General features: G+C 61.9%; 14 protein-coding genes and 1 pseudogene. 6 read left to right on the top strand and 9 right to left on the bottom strand.

Going from position 1 to position 17,516, the window contains the following annotated elements; genetic code table 11:
* Window positions 1-8: 8 nt before the first annotated feature.
* From BLW24_RS22670 to BLW24_RS22700, 7 genes and pseudogenes are all read right to left on the bottom strand, one after another.
* Window positions 9-3,110 (bottom strand): non-ribosomal peptide synthetase, encoded by a 3,102-nt coding sequence (locus tag BLW24_RS22670; RefSeq protein WP_090387114.1) that lies wholly within the window; start codon window positions 3,108-3,110, stop codon window positions 9-11.
* Complete coding sequence (locus BLW24_RS22675; RefSeq protein WP_276326456.1) at window positions 3,107-3,892, bottom strand: isochorismatase family protein; 786 nt, start codon at window positions 3,890-3,892, stop codon at window positions 3,107-3,109. The genes BLW24_RS22670 and BLW24_RS22675 overlap by 4 nt, the downstream gene beginning before the upstream one ends.
* 101 nt (window positions 3,893-3,993) lie before the next feature.
* Entirely contained in the window at window positions 3,994-5,619 is a 1,626-nt protein-coding gene (locus BLW24_RS22680; RefSeq protein WP_090387116.1) for a (2,3-dihydroxybenzoyl)adenylate synthase, read from the bottom strand.
* Window positions 5,616-6,773 carry an isochorismate synthase gene (locus BLW24_RS22685; protein WP_244161240.1) on the bottom strand — a complete coding sequence of 386 codons (1,158 nt, stop codon included), beginning with the start codon at window positions 6,771-6,773 and terminating at the stop codon, window positions 5,616-5,618. Before BLW24_RS22685 ends, BLW24_RS22680 begins: the two co-directional genes overlap by 4 nt.
* A gap of 289 nt (window positions 6,774-7,062) precedes the next feature.
* A pseudogene (locus BLW24_RS22690) lies at window positions 7,063-8,976 on the bottom strand (UvrD-helicase domain-containing protein).
* Window positions 8,977-9,091: 115 nt separating this feature from the next.
* Window positions 9,092-9,694: a glutathione S-transferase family protein gene (locus BLW24_RS22695; RefSeq protein WP_090387118.1), complete on the bottom strand. Its 603-nt coding sequence runs from the start codon at window positions 9,692-9,694 to the stop codon at window positions 9,092-9,094.
* 33 nt (window positions 9,695-9,727) lie between these two features.
* Window positions 9,728-10,885 carry an aminotransferase-like domain-containing protein gene (locus BLW24_RS22700; protein WP_090387120.1) on the bottom strand — a complete coding sequence of 386 codons (1,158 nt, stop codon included), beginning with the start codon at window positions 10,883-10,885 and terminating at the stop codon, window positions 9,728-9,730.
* A gap of 111 nt (window positions 10,886-10,996) precedes the next feature.
* On the opposite strand from BLW24_RS22700, the gene BLW24_RS22705 reads away from it, so the two are divergent.
* From BLW24_RS22705 to BLW24_RS22715, 3 genes are all read left to right on the top strand, one after another.
* Window positions 10,997-11,440 (top strand): MarR family winged helix-turn-helix transcriptional regulator, encoded by a 444-nt coding sequence (locus BLW24_RS22705; protein WP_090387122.1) that lies wholly within the window; start codon window positions 10,997-10,999, stop codon window positions 11,438-11,440.
* 139 nt (window positions 11,441-11,579) lie between these two features.
* Window positions 11,580-12,191 (top strand): LysE family translocator, encoded by a 612-nt coding sequence (locus BLW24_RS22710; protein ID WP_090387124.1) that lies wholly within the window; start codon window positions 11,580-11,582, stop codon window positions 12,189-12,191.
* Window positions 12,191-13,387, top strand: coding sequence for a benzoate/H(+) symporter BenE family transporter (locus BLW24_RS22715; RefSeq protein ID WP_090387126.1), 1,197 nt, complete (start codon window positions 12,191-12,193; stop codon window positions 13,385-13,387). The genes BLW24_RS22710 and BLW24_RS22715 overlap by 1 nt, the downstream gene beginning before the upstream one ends.
* 171 nt (window positions 13,388-13,558) lie before the next feature.
* On the opposite strand, the gene BLW24_RS22720 is transcribed toward BLW24_RS22715, so the two are convergent.
* Together BLW24_RS22720 and BLW24_RS22725 are read right to left on the bottom strand one after the other, a co-directional pair.
* Window positions 13,559-14,635, bottom strand: a complete 1,077-nt coding sequence (locus tag BLW24_RS22720; RefSeq protein WP_167360431.1) for a 3-deoxy-7-phosphoheptulonate synthase — start codon at window positions 14,633-14,635, stop codon at window positions 13,559-13,561.
* A gap of 168 nt (window positions 14,636-14,803) precedes the next feature.
* Window positions 14,804-15,223: a PilZ domain-containing protein gene (locus BLW24_RS22725; protein ID WP_090387130.1), complete on the bottom strand. Its 420-nt coding sequence runs from the start codon at window positions 15,221-15,223 to the stop codon at window positions 14,804-14,806.
* Between BLW24_RS22725 and BLW24_RS22730 the strand changes: the two genes are divergently transcribed.
* The 3 genes from BLW24_RS22730 to BLW24_RS22740 are packed head-to-tail and all read left to right on the top strand — an operon-like array spanning window position 15,222 to window position 17,470.
* A complete protein-coding gene (locus BLW24_RS22730; protein ID WP_090387133.1) occupies window positions 15,222-15,608 on the top strand; it encodes a YbbN family protein in 387 nt (128 codons plus the stop codon). The two genes, BLW24_RS22725 and BLW24_RS22730, sit on opposite strands and share 2 nt — an antisense overlap.
* Window positions 15,608-16,552, top strand: a complete 945-nt coding sequence (locus BLW24_RS22735) for a putative 2-dehydropantoate 2-reductase (RefSeq protein ID WP_090387135.1) — start codon at window positions 15,608-15,610, stop codon at window positions 16,550-16,552. Before BLW24_RS22730 ends, BLW24_RS22735 begins: the two co-directional genes overlap by 1 nt.
* Window positions 16,553-16,564: 12 nt before the next feature.
* Window positions 16,565-17,470, top strand: a complete 906-nt coding sequence (locus tag BLW24_RS22740) for a 5'-nucleotidase (RefSeq protein WP_090387138.1) — start codon at window positions 16,565-16,567, stop codon at window positions 17,468-17,470.
* Window positions 17,471-17,516 lie beyond the last annotated feature (46 nt).

The raw sequence follows: 17,516 nt of genomic DNA on the forward strand, positions 1-17,516 counted from the left end.
ACGCTTCCTTACCAGACCTGTTCCACCTGCGCTTCACTCTGCAGCACGCGGCTGTCGAGGAAGTGGCAGAAGTCCGCCAGACGCGGGTGATCGAAGACATCGGAAACCTTCACCGCCGTGCCGAACTCACTGGCCAGACGGTTGACGATCTGGATGGTCTGCAGCGACTGGCCGCCCAGTTCGAAGAAGTTGTCAGCGGCCTGAATCGCACTGACGCCGAGAATTTGCTGCCAGATGCTGCGCACCCGTTGCTGGGTCTCATCGTCCAGCGCCTGCTCGCGCGAGCCTTGCAGGTACTCAGTGTGCAGGCGCTTGCGGTCGAGCTTGTTGCTGGCGGTGCGCGGCAACGCCGGGTAGTGCCGGTAGTCGGTCGGCACCATGGCCGCTGGCAGCAGCTTGCTCAGCTCCTGGCGAATGCCGCGCAGGTCATCCCGCGGGCCACTGATAAAGGCCACCAGCCGACGCAGCCCGCCACCCAGTTCCAGGCCCTGTACGCAGGCCTCATCGACACCGCTCAAGGCCAGCAGACGCGACTCGACTTCGCCGGGCTGGATGCGATAACCGCTGATCTTGAATTCGTTGTCCAGACGGCCGAGGTAAACCAGCCGGGCACCCTCCACGCGCACCCGATCACCGGTGCGATAGACCGGCGTCTGCTGCGCGCCGATCAGCAGGCTGGCAAAGGCTTGCGAATCACTGCCCAGGTAGCCGTTGGCCAATTGCGCACCGCACAGCACCAGCTCGCCCTCCTCGGCCGGACGTTCGCCACGACCCAGCACCAGCGCCGTTACGCCGCCTAGCGGCTGACCGATTGGCAGGCTATCGCCGCCAGGTGCGAGGTTTTGCAGGTCGCAGGTGCTCGCCACCACCGTGGTTTCGGTTGGGCCATAGGTGTTGATCAGGCGAATCGCTGGCGGGGCCATGCGCTGCCAGGCCGTCAGTTGTTCGGGATAGACCGCCTCGCCGCCGATGATCACGCTCTTCAGCCCACTCGGCACCTGCACCAGGCCAGCACGCAGGGCCACCACCCATTCGTTCCAGAACGCGGTCGGCAGGTCGAGCACGCTGATTGCCAGTTGCTCGAGACCTTCGACAAAGGCGCTGATCGATTCCAGCAGCGCATCGGTACGCAGCACCAAGGTTGCGCCTGCGCTGAGGCTGACAAACACCTCCTCGATACTGGCGTCGAAGTTGAACGGGGCGAACTGCAGCATGCGATCGCTGGCAGCCACGCCATAGCGCAGGCGCGCCGCCTGGATAAAGTGATCCAGCGCGCGGTGGCTGATTTCCACACCCTTGGGCGTACCGGTGGAGCCGGAGGTGAACATCAGGTAGGCCGCGGCCTCGGCCTGACGTGGTGCGCAGAGGCGCGTGGCGCTGTGCAGCACGCCCGCCAGTTCGATCGGACCACTGTAGCTATCGGCCAGGCGATGGCGGAACGCCGCTTCAGTGACCACCAGTGCCAGCTGCGCGGTGGCGCAGATCAGCCGCTGACGCTCGCCAGGCTGCTCCGGATCGAGCGGCACATACACCGCACCGGCCAACAGCACGCCGAGCTGCACGACAATCGCCTCGGGGCTGCGGCTGAGCATCACCCCAACCCGCTCGCCCGGTTGCACGCCACGTTCACTCAAGGCAGCGGCGATGGTTTCGGCCTGTGCCTGCAACTCACCGTAAGTAAGCCTGCGCTCGCCCTGGCACAGCGCCAGGTGCTGTGGCTGGCGTTCGGCCTGGGCGCGAATGGCCAGCAGCACGCTGCCGACCTCGGCCATGGCGGTCTGCTCGGCGATCGGCGCGCTGAGCAAATGTTGCGCGCGGTACTGCGCGCTCCAGGCGCTGAGCAACTCATCACGCGGCTGTTGCGGGGCCTGCAACCAGGCAGCCAGCAGGCTGAACAACTCCTCCTGCAGCGCGCGCACCTGCGCCTGGCTGTAGCACGCCGGGTTGGCGTCGTAATCCAGCAGCGGCACACCATCAGCCCCCAGGTGCACTTCCAGGGTCAGATCTTCCACCGGGCCGGCGCTCAGGCTCAAGGTTCGCGCCGGGCAGTCGCCAAAGGTCTGCGGCCGGTCGAACGGCATGATATTGATCAGCGGGCCGAACAGGCGCTGCTCGCCGCCGACCCGGCCGAGGTCGCGACGCAGCGATTCGTAGCGGTAATGCTGATGCTTGCGGCTGCTGCGACGCAGCTTGCCGATGCTCTGCGCGGCCTCAAGCAGGTTGGCCTGATCGCTTAGATCGAGGCACAGCGGCGCGATGTTCATCTGCATGCAGGGCACGTTGAAGGAGGCCGAACCCATACGGTTCATCACCATCAACCCGAGCACCTGAGCGGCGCTGCCGCTGACCTGACGCAGCTGCGCCGATAACGCGGCCAACAGCAGATCCGGCCAGCCAATTTTATTGGCCTCGGCCAGTTGATTCAGCGCCTGCCACAGCGCCGGCGGGAACGCCGCCGAATGACGAAGGAAGGTCGCCGAAATAGGCGCGACACGCTCGCTAAAGCTGACTGCCTCAGGCAACGCACCGAGCTGTTCACGCCAGTAGTCGCGAGCCGCAGCCGTGCGCCCCTGGTTTTCACGCTCGGCGTCTTCGGCAAGTACTACGGCGTAGTCACCGAACTCGCAAGGTGCGGCCGGTTCACCGCGCGTTGCCGCGCCATACAACTGTGCAACGCGCTGATAGAGCAGGTTGCTGCCATAACCATCGAGGGCGATGTGGTGAATGCAGCCGTAGAGAAAATCCACCTGCTCGCCCTGCAGCAGAGTGAAGCGGCAGGGCAGCTCGCATTCCAGATCGAACGGCTGGCGAATCTCGCTCATGCCCCACTGCTGCACCCAGGCCTGAGCATCGACCCCGACCGGTATTTTCACCTGCGCCACGCTGAGCGGCAGCTCGGCAGGGTTGAACCACAGCTGCTCGCCATCGACCACGAAATGCCCGGACAGCGCTTCGCACTCGCTGACCGCCTGGCGCAACGCGGCGAGCAGCGGCGGCGCCTGGATCTTGCCGGCGAAGGCAATGCATTCGGCGGTGTTGAACATGGCACGGTCTTCATTCAGCACATAGCCGTGCCACAGGCCCTGCTGGGCGACACCTGGCGACCTCATGCGGCACCGCCATGCTGTTCGATCAGGCTCCACCAGCCGTTCAGCGTCGGCGTCTTGGCCAGGTCGGTAAAGCTCAGTTCCAGGCCTTGCGCGCGCCACTCGCTGAGCAGCGCCATCACCTGGATCGAGTCCAGACCGTAATCCATCAGGTTCTCGTCGGGGTCGAAAGGTTCGTCCAGCTCATCCAGCAAGCTCAGCAACCGCGCCTGCAAGGCGGCGCGGGTCCAGGCCGGTGCGGTGGCGCGGCCCAGGCCGAGTACGTCGGCACAGCCAATCACCTGGCCGCAGCGGGTAGCTACATAGTTAAGCGCCATCTGGTGGTCGGCCTGATTGAAGTCGGCCACGCCATCGGCCAGCAGGAACGGCTGGATGTCGCGCATAAAGGCGTCGCAGGCGGTCATCAGGCAGCCGATATGGGCGTAGATCCCGCCAATGATCAGTTGATCGCGACCCAGCTCAGTCATCATGTGCTCCAGCGGCGAGCGCTGAAAGGCGCTGTAGCGCCACTTCACCAACACCGTGTCGTCGGGCTCCGGGGCCAGCCCTGCGATGATCGCCTGACGCTCGGGATGCTGGGTAATGCCCGGGCCCCACATATCGTTAAGTAGGGCGCGCTCGGCATCGCTTTGCACACCCGGCTGTGCGGTATAAACCACCGGAATACCCAGCGCCTTGCACTGCATACGTACAGCGGCGAGGCGCTCAACCAGGGCACTGACAAAGGCGCTGTCGGCCTCCCAGAAGTCGGCGAAGTACGCCTGCATATCGTGAATCAACAGCACCGCACGGGCTGGATCAAGGGTCCACTTGACCTTGTTCGGCGTCCATTCGCTGGGGGGGTTGGTAGGGCTGCAGAGCCGGAATAGCCATGAAAATAAAATCCTTATGCAATAGAAGTCAGGTGCGCGGCGATACGCTGGCGCAAACGGGTCTTGTCGACCTTGCCGACGGCGGTCATGGGCAGCTGGTCGAGTTGCTCGAAACGGTCGGGCAGCTTGTAATCAGCCACACCCAAGCCGCGCAGAAATTTGCGCAGAGCGATGCTCTTGAGCGCCGGGTCACGGCTGACCACGAAGGCGCAGCTCTTCTCGCCCAGGGCCGTGTCAGGCATGGCCACCAGCGCCGCGTGGGTGATCGCGGGATGGGCCATCAGCAGGTTCTCGACCTCTTCGGCGGCGATCTTTTCGCCGCCGCGGTTGATCTGATCCTTAATCCGCCCGACCACCTCCAGGTAGCCATCGGCGCGCAGTCGCACCAGATCGCCGGAGCGATAAAAGCCCTCGGCATCGAAGGCCTGGGCGTTGTGCGCCGGGCTCTGGAAGTAACCGCGAATGGTGTAGGGACCACGGGTCAGCAGCGCACCGACCTCGCCAACCGCCACCGGTTTGTCGTCACGGTCGAGCACGCGCACTTCATCCGCAGGGCTCATCGGGCAACCCTGAGTGCCGTAGACATGCGCCTCGTCATCGTCGAGGCGGGTGTAATTGACCAAGCCTTCGGCCATACCGAACACCTGCTGCAAGCGGCAGCCAAGCTCGTTGCCGATGCGCCGTGCCTGCGCTTCGGGCAAGCGCGCGCCGCCGACCTGCAACAGCTGCAGGCTGGCCAGCTCCGCCCTGTGTTCGCTTGCGGTCTGCAGCCACAGCGACAGTGCTGGCGGCACCAGCGCACTGACATTCACCTGATGGCGGGCGATCAACGGAAAGCAGGTCGCCGGCCCCGGGTCGGCAGCCAGCACCACGCAGCCACCAGCATGGAACACCCCCAATGCGCCGGGCGAACTCAAGGGAAAGTTATGCGCCGCCGGCAGCGCGCAGAGGTAGCGTGTGTCACGGTCGAAATCACAGACCTCGACGCTGCGGCGCACGCTGTAGGCGTAATCGTCATGGGTGCGCGGAATCAGCTTCGGCGTACCGGTGCTGCCGCCAGACAGCTGGAAGAACGCCACCTGATCGGCTGGCGTCGGCGCATAGGCACGCTGCGCGGCGGCCGGCTGCAGCCAGGCGTTTAGTGACCGCGCAGGATCGGCATCGCCCTCGAGCAGCAGCGTATCTAGTTCAGGGATAACGGCCTGCAACTCATCGAGAAAACTATCATCGACAAACAGCGGATGCTGACGGCTGCCAATAAATAGCCGTGGACGCACCTGCCCGGCGTAGGCCATTAGCTCCAGGCGGCTATGGCTGAACAACGCGTTGACCGGCGCAATTCCCGCCTTGAGCAGGGCAAAGAAGACGATATAGAACTCAGCCTGATTACCCAGCTGGACCAACGCCCGATCACCCGGAGCGAAGCCCTGATTGGCCAAATGCTGAGCCAGATGAGCGGCCTGCGCATCCACGTCGGCGTAGCTCAGCTGGCGATCACCACAAATCAGCGCAATGGCTTCGGGCTGCGTCTGCGCCTGAGCTTCAAGCAGTTGTGTCAGCGGCTCACCGCGCCAATAACCGGCCTGGCGATAGCGCGCGGCAAATTCCGCTGGCCAGGGCGTGAACGGCACCAGACTCATAGCGCCTCCCGTTCCAGGCCGAATGCCGAGAGCATGGTGCCGAGCTTGTTGCCGGTTTCCTGCCACTCCGATTCCGGGCAAGACGCGGTAACCAGCCCCGCGCCGGCAAACAGACGGACCCGTGTGTGCTCGACGATTCCGCAACGGATCACCACCGCCCACTCGCCGTTGCCATCGGCATCACTCCAACCGACGATGCCGCCAAACACGCCGCGGTCGAACGGCTCCAGTTCGGCGATCAGACGTTTGGCCGCAGCCGTCGGAAAGCCGCACAGCGCCGGCGTCGGATGCAGCCGGCAAGCCAGGCTCAAGGCGGAAGCAGGCGTATCCAGCTCGCCAGCGATCTGCGTCGACAGGTGCCAGAGTCGCGCGGTCTGCAGCAGCGATGGCGCATCGGCCATGCTCAGGCTGCGGCACAGCGGGCGCAACTGGCGATCCAGCTCCTGGATCACCAGACGATGCTCATGCAGGTCCTTGGCCGATTGCAGCAGCGCCTGCGCCACCTGATTGTCGGCAGCCGGGTCAGCCAGCCGTTTGGCCGAACCTGCCAGCGGATTGGAGGTAAAGTGCCGCCCCTGCTGACGCAGCAACAGCTCAGGACTTGCGCCGATCAGTACACCGCCACCCGGCAAGTCCATGGAAAAGTGGTAGGCCTCGGGGTTCTGCTGACGCAACCCCTGGAATACCGTGGCGGCGCAGGGTGCGTTGTCGAACTCGAGCTGCAACAAGCGCGACAGCACCACCTTACTCACCTGACCGCCACGCAATACGTCTACCGCACGGCCGACAGCCTGTTTGAAGCCAGCTTGGTCCGGCTGCTCGATACATTGCCGGGCCTTGCCGCAGGGCAAACCGCAAACCCGGGTCGGCGGCGCGACTGGCAACAGGCGCGAAACATGGCGCGGGACAAACAGACTGGACGGCTGCTGCTTGTCGAAGGGAATCACCCCGACCACCATTGGCTGGCTCAAGCCAGCCACCTTGGCCTCGGTAAAGGCCGCCTCTACCGCCCGTTCAACGCCGTGGCCATCCTCACCAGCCGGTGTCTCGATGGCCTTGAAACAACCGCCGGCCTCAACCCCGCCTTCGGGTGAATAGAACCTATAAGTGGGTGCATAGATATCGCCCCACGGGGAGCCCCCCACGAGCGACACGCGTCAATGCATTCACTCCAACCTCCACATTTAACGCTAATATGAACAATTAGCATTTATAGAAAGGAGGCAAAACTAACCACTCGCAGAAGTTGCGTCAATTTATTTCTAAGGCTCTAGCACGAGGGGTACTGAGACGAAATGATTGGATTTGCAGCCATCCGCAGCGAACCTGCAGCTCGCGCGCGGCTTTGGTCGACAAGTGCAGCGATCCCGTCTGAGCGAATGAGCAAAGGTGATATTGCCAATCTGCCAACGACATCGCAGCGCTGACACAGGTCGGGAACTTCTACTTACCCCGCCCTGCCAGGATGCGCGTTGCCCCCTGGGTTTTCTGGCAGTACCAGAACACCCGGCTGACACCACGGGTGACGGCCACATAGGCCAGGCGCAGGCTTTCATCCTGCATGGCCTGGTCGTAGCTGTTGCTGAAAAAGCCCGAGTAGGCGTACAGCGCATTACGCAGCGGATGTGCTTCTGGCGGGTGACAGTCGTCGAGGATGATCGCCACTTCGGCCTGCAGGCCTTTGGCGCGGTGAATGGTGTAAGCCTTGACCGGCAGTTTCTTGTCCAGCTGCGCGGAGATGGCTTGCAACGGCTCATTACGCCGACTGAGCAGCAGCACGGCATTGCGTTCACGGCTGTTGCGCTCGGCGGCGTACGCGTACTGCTCGCGGATCTGCTTGAGCAGCTCCGGCAAACGCGCCTTACTGTCGAAACGCTGAATCAGGCGCACGCCATGCTCGCCCGGCTGCGTGATCTTGATGGCCTGGCTGGCTTTGGCCTGCTTGTGCTGCACGTCGCCCAGCAGCGTTTCGGCGTCACGGATAATCGGTTCAATCGAGCGGTAGTTATTGGCCAGGGTCAGCACTGCGCTGTGCTTTGCCCGTCCCTTGCCCGGAAAGTGTCGGTCGAAGTCGATAAACAGTTCCGGCGAGCTACCGCGCCAGCCGTAGATCGACTGCCAGTCATCGCCGATCGCCATCAGACTGACCGCAGCCCCCTGACCGGCCAGCGTGCGCTGCACGGCCTGTAGCCACTGCACGATCTGCGGCGAGATGTCCTGAAATTCGTCGATGAGCAGATGGCTAAATGGCGCCAGCAATTGTGGCGAAACACTCTGCTCACCGGCATTTAGCTGCGCCGTCAGCCGAGTAAAGGCGGCGTTAAACGTCAGCAGCCCCTGCTCTTGCAAGGCACGCTGGAAATAGGGCCAGAACAGCAGCAACGCTTCAAGGAACTCACGCACGGGCGCCGCAGTGTCGAGGCGTTGCGGTTGCATCGTCGACAGCTCAATGCCGATGCTCTCGGCAAATCCGGCCTGGGCGTAGAAGGCTTCATACAGCGGCACGCCGCTGAACTCGCCTACAAGTTTGAACAGATCAAGCGGGGCCTTGGGCAGGCGCTTAGCAGTGTCGGACGGTGGCGGCAGCTGCAGCAGGCTATGCACCTTTTGCCGAAACACCAGCTGCTCGGCATAGCACTGCTGGTAGGCCTACTTGAGCAGACGCTGCTGGGCAGGTCGCAGTCGCCCGGCGCTCAGCGGGTTATCCAGTTCGCGACTCGCCGCCTGCGGGTCATCCAGCTGTTCGAACCTGCGCGGATTGTTCAGCACGCTCTTGGCCACGCCGCCCATGGCCGCATGGAAGGTGCGCACGCACTGGCGCGCCTGCGCGGCATCGAAGGGGTAGTTGAAGAAGCCCAATACCTTGAGCAGCTGCTCGCGCAGCTCGGCGCAGGACGCATTGGTAAAGGAAATCACCGTCAGCTGTTCGGGCTTGATGCCCAGGTGGCAGAGCATAAACGCCACCCGCAGTACCAACGTGGTGGATTTGCCCGAGCCGGCCCCGGCGAAGATGCGCGTCAGCGGATGATGGCTGAGAATCATCGCCCACTGCTCATCCGATGGCGCACTGAGCAACCCAGCCGTCACAGCCCGCGCCACCTGCTCACGCATGGCCTGGGCTTGTGCGGCCTCGACCGTCAGCATGGCCGGACCGTAAATACCTTGAGTGCGCGGTTTAGCGGGCCGCTTCGTGTTAGCCGACGGGCCCTTGGCAGGCGCTTTTTTCGCCCGAGGTGCTGGCTTGTTTAGCTGCGCAGCCGCATTACGCTCGGCGCGCAGGTAGGCTGTGGTATGGGGGAAATAACGCGCCAGAGCGGCGGATAAGAGCCGCTTGTAACGTTGAACAGCAGATGGCATTCGCGACCCAGGCAGAAGATAGATCGTTGAATGATAAGTGCTTTTTACGGCGAGCTGGCGGCTGAGCGGTGAGAAAGCGCAACGCCTCTCACCGCTCAGTCCACCCGACGGGCTGTCAGTCAAGCATGCCGATATAGCGAGGGTGGCTGGCAACCCGTGCCAGCCAGGTGCGGATAGCCGGATATGGAGCCAAATCGAAGCCGCCTTCGTCCGCCACGTGGGTGTATGCATACAGCGCAATATCGGCAATCGAGAAGTTCTCCCCGACCAGATACGGCGTGCGCTGCAGCTGCTTCTCCATCACCTTGAGCGCCTTGTGCCCGCGCACATGGCACTCCTCGTACTCGCTGCAGCGCGCTTCAGGCAGGCCCTGGTAAAGCTGGATAAAACGCGCCACCGCGACATAAGGCTCGTGGCTGTATTGCTCGAAGAACTGCCACTGCAGCACCTGGGTGCGCAGGCGCGGCTCACTGGGCAGAAACGCGCTGCTGTCGGCGAGGAAGTTGAGGATGGCATTGGACTCCCACAGGCAGGTGCCGTCTTCCAGCTCCAATACCGGGATCTTGCCGTTGGGGTTCTTGGTCAGAAAGGCGTCGCTCTGGGTCTCGCCCTTGAGGATATCAATCGGGATCCACTCATAGGGCTGATCCAGCAGGTGCAGCATCAGCTTGACCTTGTAGCAGTTGCCCGAGCGATAATCGCCATAAACCTTGTACATATCCCCTCCTCCTAACCTGCTTAAACGCGTGGACTAGCTTGCTTGCGCCTGACGAATCACCTCGGCCAGACGCTTGAGACCTTCGCTCAGGCGCTCCGGTGCGACGTGGCTGAAGTTAAGCCGCAAATGCCCTGGATTGGCGTCCGGGTCGATAAAGAACGGCTCGCCCGGCATAAAGGCGACGTTCTGCGCCAGCGCTGGCGCCAGCAACGTGCGCGTATCCAGCGGCTGCTTGAGGGTCAACCAGAAGAACAAACCACCCTGGGGCACCTGCCAGTCGGCCAGGTCACTGAAATGCTCTTCCAGCACCGCTTGCATGGCATCACGACGGATGCGATAGAAGTCGCGCAGCTCGGCCAGGTGGCCGCGGTATTTCTCGCTGCCCAGCCACTGCAGGGCCTGCCACTGGCCAATGCGATTGGTGTGCAGGTCCGCTGACTGTTTGAGACGCAGCAGGTAAGGAAACAGATCCGGAGTGGCGATCAGATAGCCAACTCGCAAGCCCGGAAGCAGGGTTTTTGACACAGTGCCGGTGTAGATCCAGCTGGCCTTTTGCAGGCGGCTGACAATCGGCGTGGCGCTGCCATCATCGAATACCAGCTCGCGATAAGGTTCGTCTTCGATCAGGGTCACACCGAACTCGTCCAACAATGCCGCTACTGCATCGCGCTTGGCTTCGCTGTAACGCACCGCCGAGGGGTTCTGGAAGGTCGGGATCAGGTAGGCAAAAGCCGGCTTGTGGTTCTGCAGACGCTGACGCAGGGCATCAATCTGCGGGCCGTCAGCTTCCTGCGGCACGGCGATGCAATCAGCGCCGAACAGCTGGAAGGCCTGTAGCGCGGCCAGGTAGGTCGGCGCCTCCAGCAGCACCTCGGTGCCCGGATCGATAAACAGCTTGCTGGCCAAGTCCAGCGTCTGCTGCGAGCCGCTGACGATCAGCACCTGGCTGGCATCGCACGGCACGCCCAGAGTACGGGCCTCGGCAGCTATCGCCTCACGCAACGCCGGCTCGCCTTCGCTCATGCCGTACTGGCCCATGCTCGCCGGCATCTCGGCCCACTCGACCTTCGGCAACATCGGCTCGGCCGGCAGGCCACCAGCAAACGACATCACTTCCGGACGCTGCGCCGCAGCAAGGATTTCACGGATCAGGGAGCTTTTCAGGCGGGCAACACGTTCGGAGAAGGCCATGGATATCACCAGTAGCAAAGGCAAATAAAAATAGGTCAAACTGTTTGACTGAAATTCTGTTTGCCTGAAACTACGACGATCAACCCGAATACGTCAATAGGCTTGACCTTAATGCTTGACCTCAAGAACACAACCACCCAGCAAACCGCCATGGAAGCCTTCTTCTTCGGCTACCAGGCGTTTACCGCCAAGGCTGATGAAATGCTGGCGCGCCGGGGGCTGTCACGGGTGCACCACCGCATTCTGTTTTTTATCGCCAAATACCCAGGGCTGAGCATGAAAGAGCTACTCGGATATCTGGGTGTAAGCAAGCAGGCGCTCAACACCCCACTGCGCCAACTACTGGAAATGAACCTGGTGCAGAGCCTTGCCGCCGAAGACGACAAGCGTAAACGCCTGCTCGGCTTTACTGCCGAAGGCGCAAAGCTGGAACAGGCCCTGCGCCGTGAACAGGCCAAGCTGCTGCAGCGAGCGTTCAGCGAAGCCGGGGAAACCGCCGTCAGCGGTTGGTTACAGGTCAACCAAACCCTGCACAACAGTGCAAGTGAAGGCTGACAGAGCGCTCCCGACAAAACTGTACTGACGCTACGATCGAGCCACCTAAAACTGTACTGCTCATTGCCAGCATTGCTGTACCGCGACGCTTTGAGCATCTGCCCCTAGGCTGAGCAGCACTGTCCCTGAGTGCTGCGCCATGACCACCGAACTGCTGCTCGCCTTTATTGCCTTTGCCTTTGTCACCTCGGTAACGCCGGGGCCGAACAACACCATGCTGCTCGCCTCCGGGGCAAATTTCGGCCTGCGCCGAACCCTGCCGCACATGCTGGGTATCAGCCTGGGACTGATGCTACTGGTTCTATCGGTCGGTCTGGGGCTCGGTCAGCTGTTCGAACAGGTGCCACTGCTTTATACCGTGCTGCGTTATGTGGGCGCGGCGTATCTGCTCTACTTGGCCTGGAAGATCGCCAAAGCCGGCGCACCAAACGGCCAGGCCTCAGCCAGCGGTAAACCTTTTAGTTTTCTGCAAGCTGCTGCCTTCCAGTGGGTCAATCCGAAGGCTTGGATCATGGCGATCGGTGCGATCACCACCTACACACCGCAGGAAAATTTCGTGACCAATGTGCTGCTGATTTCAGCGCTGTTTGCCTTGGTCAATTGCCCGACGATGAGTGTCTGGACTGTCGTCGGTAGCCTGTTGCGCAACTGGCTGCAGGATGCACGTCGCTTGCGCGTGTTTAATATCGGTATGGCCCTGCTGCTGGTCGCCTCGCTCTACCCCATCTTCGCCGACACCGAACTGCTCTGATGCACGATCTGCCGCAAACCCGCCTACGGCCGCTGGCTGACACCTCGACCTCGGCGGTAGTCGCCGGCTTTATCGCCATGCTCACCGGCTACACCAGCTCGCTGGTGCTGATGTTCCAGGCTGGCCAGGCCGCCGGGCTGACTAACGGACAGATTTCCTCGTGGATCTGGGCGCTGTCGATTGGCATGGCGCTCTGCTGTATCGGTCTGTCGCTGCGCTACCGTGCGCCGATCATGATCGCCTGGTCCACCCCCGGCGCAGCCCTGCTGATCACCAGCCTGCCTGACGTGCCCTACAGCGAGGCAATTGGTGCCTATATCTTCGCCTCGGGGCTGATTGTGCTGATCGGTTTGACCGGCACCTTCGACCGCATCATGCGCCGCATCCCCGCCTCCATCGCCGCCGCGCTACTGGCCGGTGTGCTGTTCAAGATTGGCCTGGAAATCTGCGTAGCTGCCGAGCAGCAACCGGTGCTGGTGGTGGCCATGCTGCTGGCTTACCTGTTTGGTAAACGCCTGCTGCCGCGCTATGCCGTATTGGCGGCACTGATTGTCGGCAGCGTGCTGGCTGCGCTCTTCGGCCTGCTCAACTTCGAGCATTTCGAGCTGCAACTGGCGGTACCGGAATGGACCACGCCAAGTTTCTCCCTGGCGGCAGCCATCAGCATCGGCATCCCGCTGTTTATCGTCGCCATGGCCTCACAGAACCTGCCGGGCATGGCCGTGCTGCGCGCCAACGGTTATGACGTGCCTGCCAGCCCGCTGCTCACCAGCACCGGACTGACGTCCATGCTGCTGGCCCCTTTCGGCAGCCACGGCATCCATATGGCGGCCATCAGCGCAGCGATCTGCGCCGGCCCAGAAGCCCACGAAGACCCGAAAAAACGCTACACCGCCGCCATCTGGTGCGGCGTGTTCTACGGCATCGCCGGCATCTTCGGCGCAACCCTCGCGGCGCTATTTACCGCGCTACCCAAGGCTTTGATCCTGTCCATCGCTGCGCTTGCCCTGTTCGCCTCGATCATCGGCGGCCTAACCCAGGCCATGAGTGAGCCGAAAGAACGCGAAGCGGCGCTGATCACTTTTCTGGTGACGGCTTCGGGCATGACCCTATTCTCGGTCGGTTCGGCGTTCTGGGGGATTGTTGCGGGGCTGCTAACCCTGGCGATTCTTAATTGGGGGAAGCGGGACGCGTAGGTTGGCGCTGAGCGCAGCGAAGCCCAACAGGCGATGTGTGACTCGTTGGGCTTCGTCGCGTTGCTCCTCAACCCAACCTACCCAATTAATTAATAATGATCATGGATGGCAGCCCACAAAAAACGGGCGTATGCACAACGCATAAGCCCGTTTTTGTTACGGCCGGCGGAATCAGCCGCGCTGACGCTTCGGCAGCACGTCCTTGAGCTTGACGTGCATGCCGCGCAGGGTTTTCTCGGTGCTTTCCCAATCGATGCAGGCATCGGTGATCGACACGCCGTATTTGAGCTGGCTAAGGTCCTTGGGAATCGACTGGTTGCCCCAGCCCAGGTGGCTTTCCACCATCAGGCCGACAATCGACTGGTTACCCTCGAGAATCTGGTTGGCAACGTTGTCCATCACCAGCGGTTGCAGGGCCGGGTCCTTGTTGGAGTTGGCGTGGCTGCAATCGACCATGATGTTCGGGCGGATTCCGGCTTTGGTCAGTTCCTGCTCACAAACGGCAACACTCACCGAGTCGTAGTTCGGCTTGCCGTTGCCACCGCGCAGCACCACGTGACCGTAGGCATTGCCTTTGGTGGTGACGATGGACACGCCACCTTCCTGGTTGATGCCGAGGAAACGGTGCGGACTGGAGACCGACTGCAGGGCGTTGATCGCCACGGTCAGACCACCGTCGGTACCGTTCTTGAAGCCCACAGCCGAAGACAGGCCCGAGGCCATCTCGCGGTGAGTCTGTGATTCGGTGGTACGCGCACCAATGGCCGACCAGCTGATCAGGTCCTGCAGGTACTGCGGTGAAATCGGATCGAGGGCTTCAGTGGCAGTCGGCAGGCCCATTTCAGCCAGGTCACGCAGCAACTGACGACCGATGTGCAGACCGTCCTGGATCTTGAACGAGTCATCCATAAACGGGTCGTTGATCAGGCCTTTCCAGCCAACGGTTGTACGCGGCTTCTCGAAATACACCCGCATGACCAGATACAGGCTGTCCGACAGTTCGGCAGCCAGCGCTTTGAGGCGCTCGGCATACTCGTGGGCGGCCTTGATATCGTGGATCGAGCACGGGCCAACCACCACGAACAGGCGGTGATCCTTGCCATCGAGAATATTGCGGATTACCTCACGACCACTGGCAACCGTGCGCAGGGCAGCTTCGGTCAGCGGAATTTCACGCTTGAGCCGTGCGGGGGTGATCAGGGTTTCGTTGGAGGCAACGTTCAGGTCATCAATCGGTAAATCAGCCATCGTGCTATTCATCAGTCAGAGTCATCAGGTCACGGGGGCCGGCCGCCAGCGATCCCCGTGTGGCGGAGCACAGCAATATGAGCACAGCGGGGAAGCCGAACCTTAGCGCGTATAGGCCTGGCTCGACAATGGGCTAGGCGGCTTAGCCACGCCACTTGGACGATTCAACTAATTCAGGCTGGCGCGGGAAAACTCGGCAGCATGCTGGCTGATCCACTCCTGCGCCACCGTTTCGATCGGCAAACTGCAGCCCAGCTCCTGCTCGCGCTGATGGCGATAATGTTCGATCTGACAGACCTGCTCGACCATGCGTGCGCGAAACAGCGTGTCCTCATCAACAAAGGCGATACCCACCAGGTATTTGTCTTCCTGCTTGCGACACCAGGCCACCAGGCCCGGATAACACGCATGCTCGCCGAACAGCGGGATGCGTAACTCGATGGCTGTGCCTCGGCGAAAAGCGCGGTTGGAGTTGCAAGCCACACCGCCGAGGCTGATATTGTTGAGCCGCTCTTTGGGTACAAATGCCTGTTTGCGCAACACTAATTCAACCGGCATATCACTGGGATGACGCAGAAAGTGACGCATCTATGACCACCTCGGATGCCATCAATTTGATACCACATTGGCCAGTATAGTGACTGAACTGGAACTGACCGATTTAGATGCAGATCGCCATCTACTCGACTTGCCTGGCACTTCACTGCTGATATTTACCAGCATAGGTTGTGCCAGTTGCCGTTGGGCGCGACGTGAGCTGCCTAATTCGCCGCTGCCGATACAGCGCCTGGCCTGGGTCGACGCGGCCAACAGCGGCGGTTTAGTGACGCGTTATGAGGTATTTCATCTACCCGCGTTATTCGTGGTTCAGGATGGCCAATTTTATGGCGCATTGCAGAGCAGCCTGCATCCCGCCGCACTTATTCAGGCGCTGGAAACTGCCCTGTCGCGCCCCGCAGAGGAATTACCCTGATGAATGCAGCACCCCGTATCGGCATTATCGGCTCCGGCGCGATTGGCGGCTTTTATGGCCTGATGCTGGCCCGCGCCGGCTTTGATGTGCACTTTCTGCTGCGCAGCGAATTCACCGCAGTCACCAGCCAGGGCCTGCAGGTCAATAGCACCCTGCACGGCAAGCTGCACCTGCAACCGGTGCAGGCTTACCAGTCGGTTGCCGATATGCCACCGTGCGACTGGTTGCTGATTGGCGCCAAGACCACCAGCAATATCGAACTGGCTCCGCTGATCAGCCAAGCCGCAGCGCCAGGCGCCAAGGTGGTGCTGATGCAGAACGGCCTGGCCGTGGAAGACGAACTGCGACCGCTGCTGCCGGACTCACTGCACCTGCTCGGCGGCCTCTGTTATATCTGCGCCCATCGCAGCGCGCCGGGAGTGATCGAGCACCAGGCCCTGGGTAACGTCAACCTGGGCTATCACTCAGGACCGGCGAGCGATGCCGAGAGCCGTCAGCAGATCCTCGAACAAGGTTGCGCGCTGTTTCAGGCAGCGGGACTGGACTCCATCGCCATGGCTGAGCTGAACCAGGCGCGCTGGCAGAAGCTGGTATGGAACGTGCCCTACAATGGCCTGGCCGTGCTGCTGAACAGCGCCACCACGGCGCTGATGGGTAACGCTGACAGCCGCGCGCTGATTGAGGCGATCATGCAGGAAGTGGTGGATGCTGCCGGCGCCTGTGGCTATCAGTTACCCGCAGGCTTTGCCGGCAAGCTGCTAGCGGCCACCGACCGCATGCCGAATTATCTACCCAGCATGTACCACGACCATGCCCTGCAGCGCCCGCTCGAACTGCACGCCATCTACGCCGCGCCATTAGCCGCTGCGGCCCAGGCCGGCTGCGCCATGCCGCGTACCGAAATGCTTTATCAGACCCTGCGTTTTTTCGAACAACGCGCGTAATAGGAAACCGTCATGAGCAAGGGATTAGGCGACAAACTGGTGCTGGCGATTTCCTCGCGGGCGCTGTTCGACCTGCGCGACAGCCACCAGATTTATGAAAGCCAGGGCGTCGAGGCCTATCGCCAATACCAGATCGAGCATGAGGACGAAATCCTCCCCCCTGGCGATGCCTTTCCCCTGGTCGAGAAGCTGCTGCAGATCAACACCACCCTCAAGCAGCAGCGCGTTGAAGTGATTTTGGTCTCACGCAACAGCGCCGACACAGGCCTGCGCGCGTTCAACTCAATCCAGCACTACGGCCTGGGCATCTCCCGCGCGGCCTTTGTCGGCGGGCGCAGCCCCGATCCGTATTTGGCTGCATTTGGCTGTCACCTGTTTCTCTCCACTCACGCCGAAGATGTGCGCAGCGCGCTGCGGGCCGGCTTCGGTGCGGCGACCATCCTCTCCGGCGGCGCACGGCGAGCGGCAAGTAACGAGCTGCGTATTGCTTTCGACGGCGATGCCGTGCTGTTTTCCGATGAATCCGAGCGGGTCTATCAGCAGGCCGGCCTGGAAGCCTTTCAGAGCCATGAGCGGCAGTCGGCCCGCGAGCTGCTCGGCGGCGGCCCATTCAAACCCTTCCTCGCCGCCCTGCACCGCTTGCAACAGGAGTTTCCCGAAGAGCAGTGCCCTATTCGTACCGCACTGGTGACCGCACGCTCGGCGCCGGCCCATGAGCGAGTGATTCGCACACTGCGCGAGTGGAATATCCGCCTGGATGAGTCGTTCTTCCTCGGTGGTCTGGAAAAATCCGCAATTCTGGAAACCTTCGGCGCCGACGTATTTTTCGACGACCAAACCGGCCACTGCGAAAAAGCCAACAAGGTCGTACCCACCGGCCATGTGCCACACGGCATCAGCAACGAACCGCAGCTCTAATCCCCCGCGCGAGGGCGCTCAACCGCCCTCGCCGCTTAGCCCCCTA

Source organism: Pseudomonas anguilliseptica (assembly GCF_900105355.1).
In the GTDB taxonomy this organism is placed as follows: domain Bacteria; phylum Pseudomonadota; class Gammaproteobacteria; order Pseudomonadales; family Pseudomonadaceae; genus Aquipseudomonas; species Aquipseudomonas anguilliseptica.

Bases quoted from the DNA above. Each gene is read 5' to 3' on its own strand.
- BLW24_RS22705 (WP_090387122.1), top strand. From the start codon at position 10,997: ATGCTTGACCTCAAGAACACAACCACCCAGCAAACCGCCATGGAAGCC.
- BLW24_RS22735 (WP_090387135.1), top strand. From the start codon at position 15,608: ATGAATGCAGCACCCCGTATCGGCATTATCGGCTCCGGCGCGATTGGC.
- BLW24_RS22695 (WP_090387118.1), bottom strand. From the start codon at position 9,694: ATGTACAAGGTTTATGGCGATTATCGCTCGGGCAACTGCTACAAGGTC.
- BLW24_RS22740 (WP_090387138.1), top strand. From the start codon at position 16,565: ATGAGCAAGGGATTAGGCGACAAACTGGTGCTGGCGATTTCCTCGCGG.
- BLW24_RS22700 (WP_090387120.1), bottom strand. From the start codon at position 10,885: ATGGCCTTCTCCGAACGTGTTGCCCGCCTGAAAAGCTCCCTGATCCGT.
- BLW24_RS22715 (WP_090387126.1), top strand. From the start codon at position 12,191: ATGCACGATCTGCCGCAAACCCGCCTACGGCCGCTGGCTGACACCTCG.
- BLW24_RS22720 (WP_167360431.1), bottom strand. From the start codon at position 14,635: ATGGCTGATTTACCGATTGATGACCTGAACGTTGCCTCCAACGAAACC.
- BLW24_RS22670 (WP_090387114.1), bottom strand. From the start codon at position 3,110: ATGAGGTCGCCAGGTGTCGCCCAGCAGGGCCTGTGGCACGGCTATGTG.
- BLW24_RS22680 (WP_090387116.1), bottom strand. From the start codon at position 5,619: ATGAGTCTGGTGCCGTTCACGCCCTGGCCAGCGGAATTTGCCGCGCGC.
- BLW24_RS22725 (WP_090387130.1), bottom strand. From the start codon at position 15,223: ATGCGTCACTTTCTGCGTCATCCCAGTGATATGCCGGTTGAATTAGTG.
- BLW24_RS22710 (WP_090387124.1), top strand. From the start codon at position 11,580: ATGACCACCGAACTGCTGCTCGCCTTTATTGCCTTTGCCTTTGTCACC.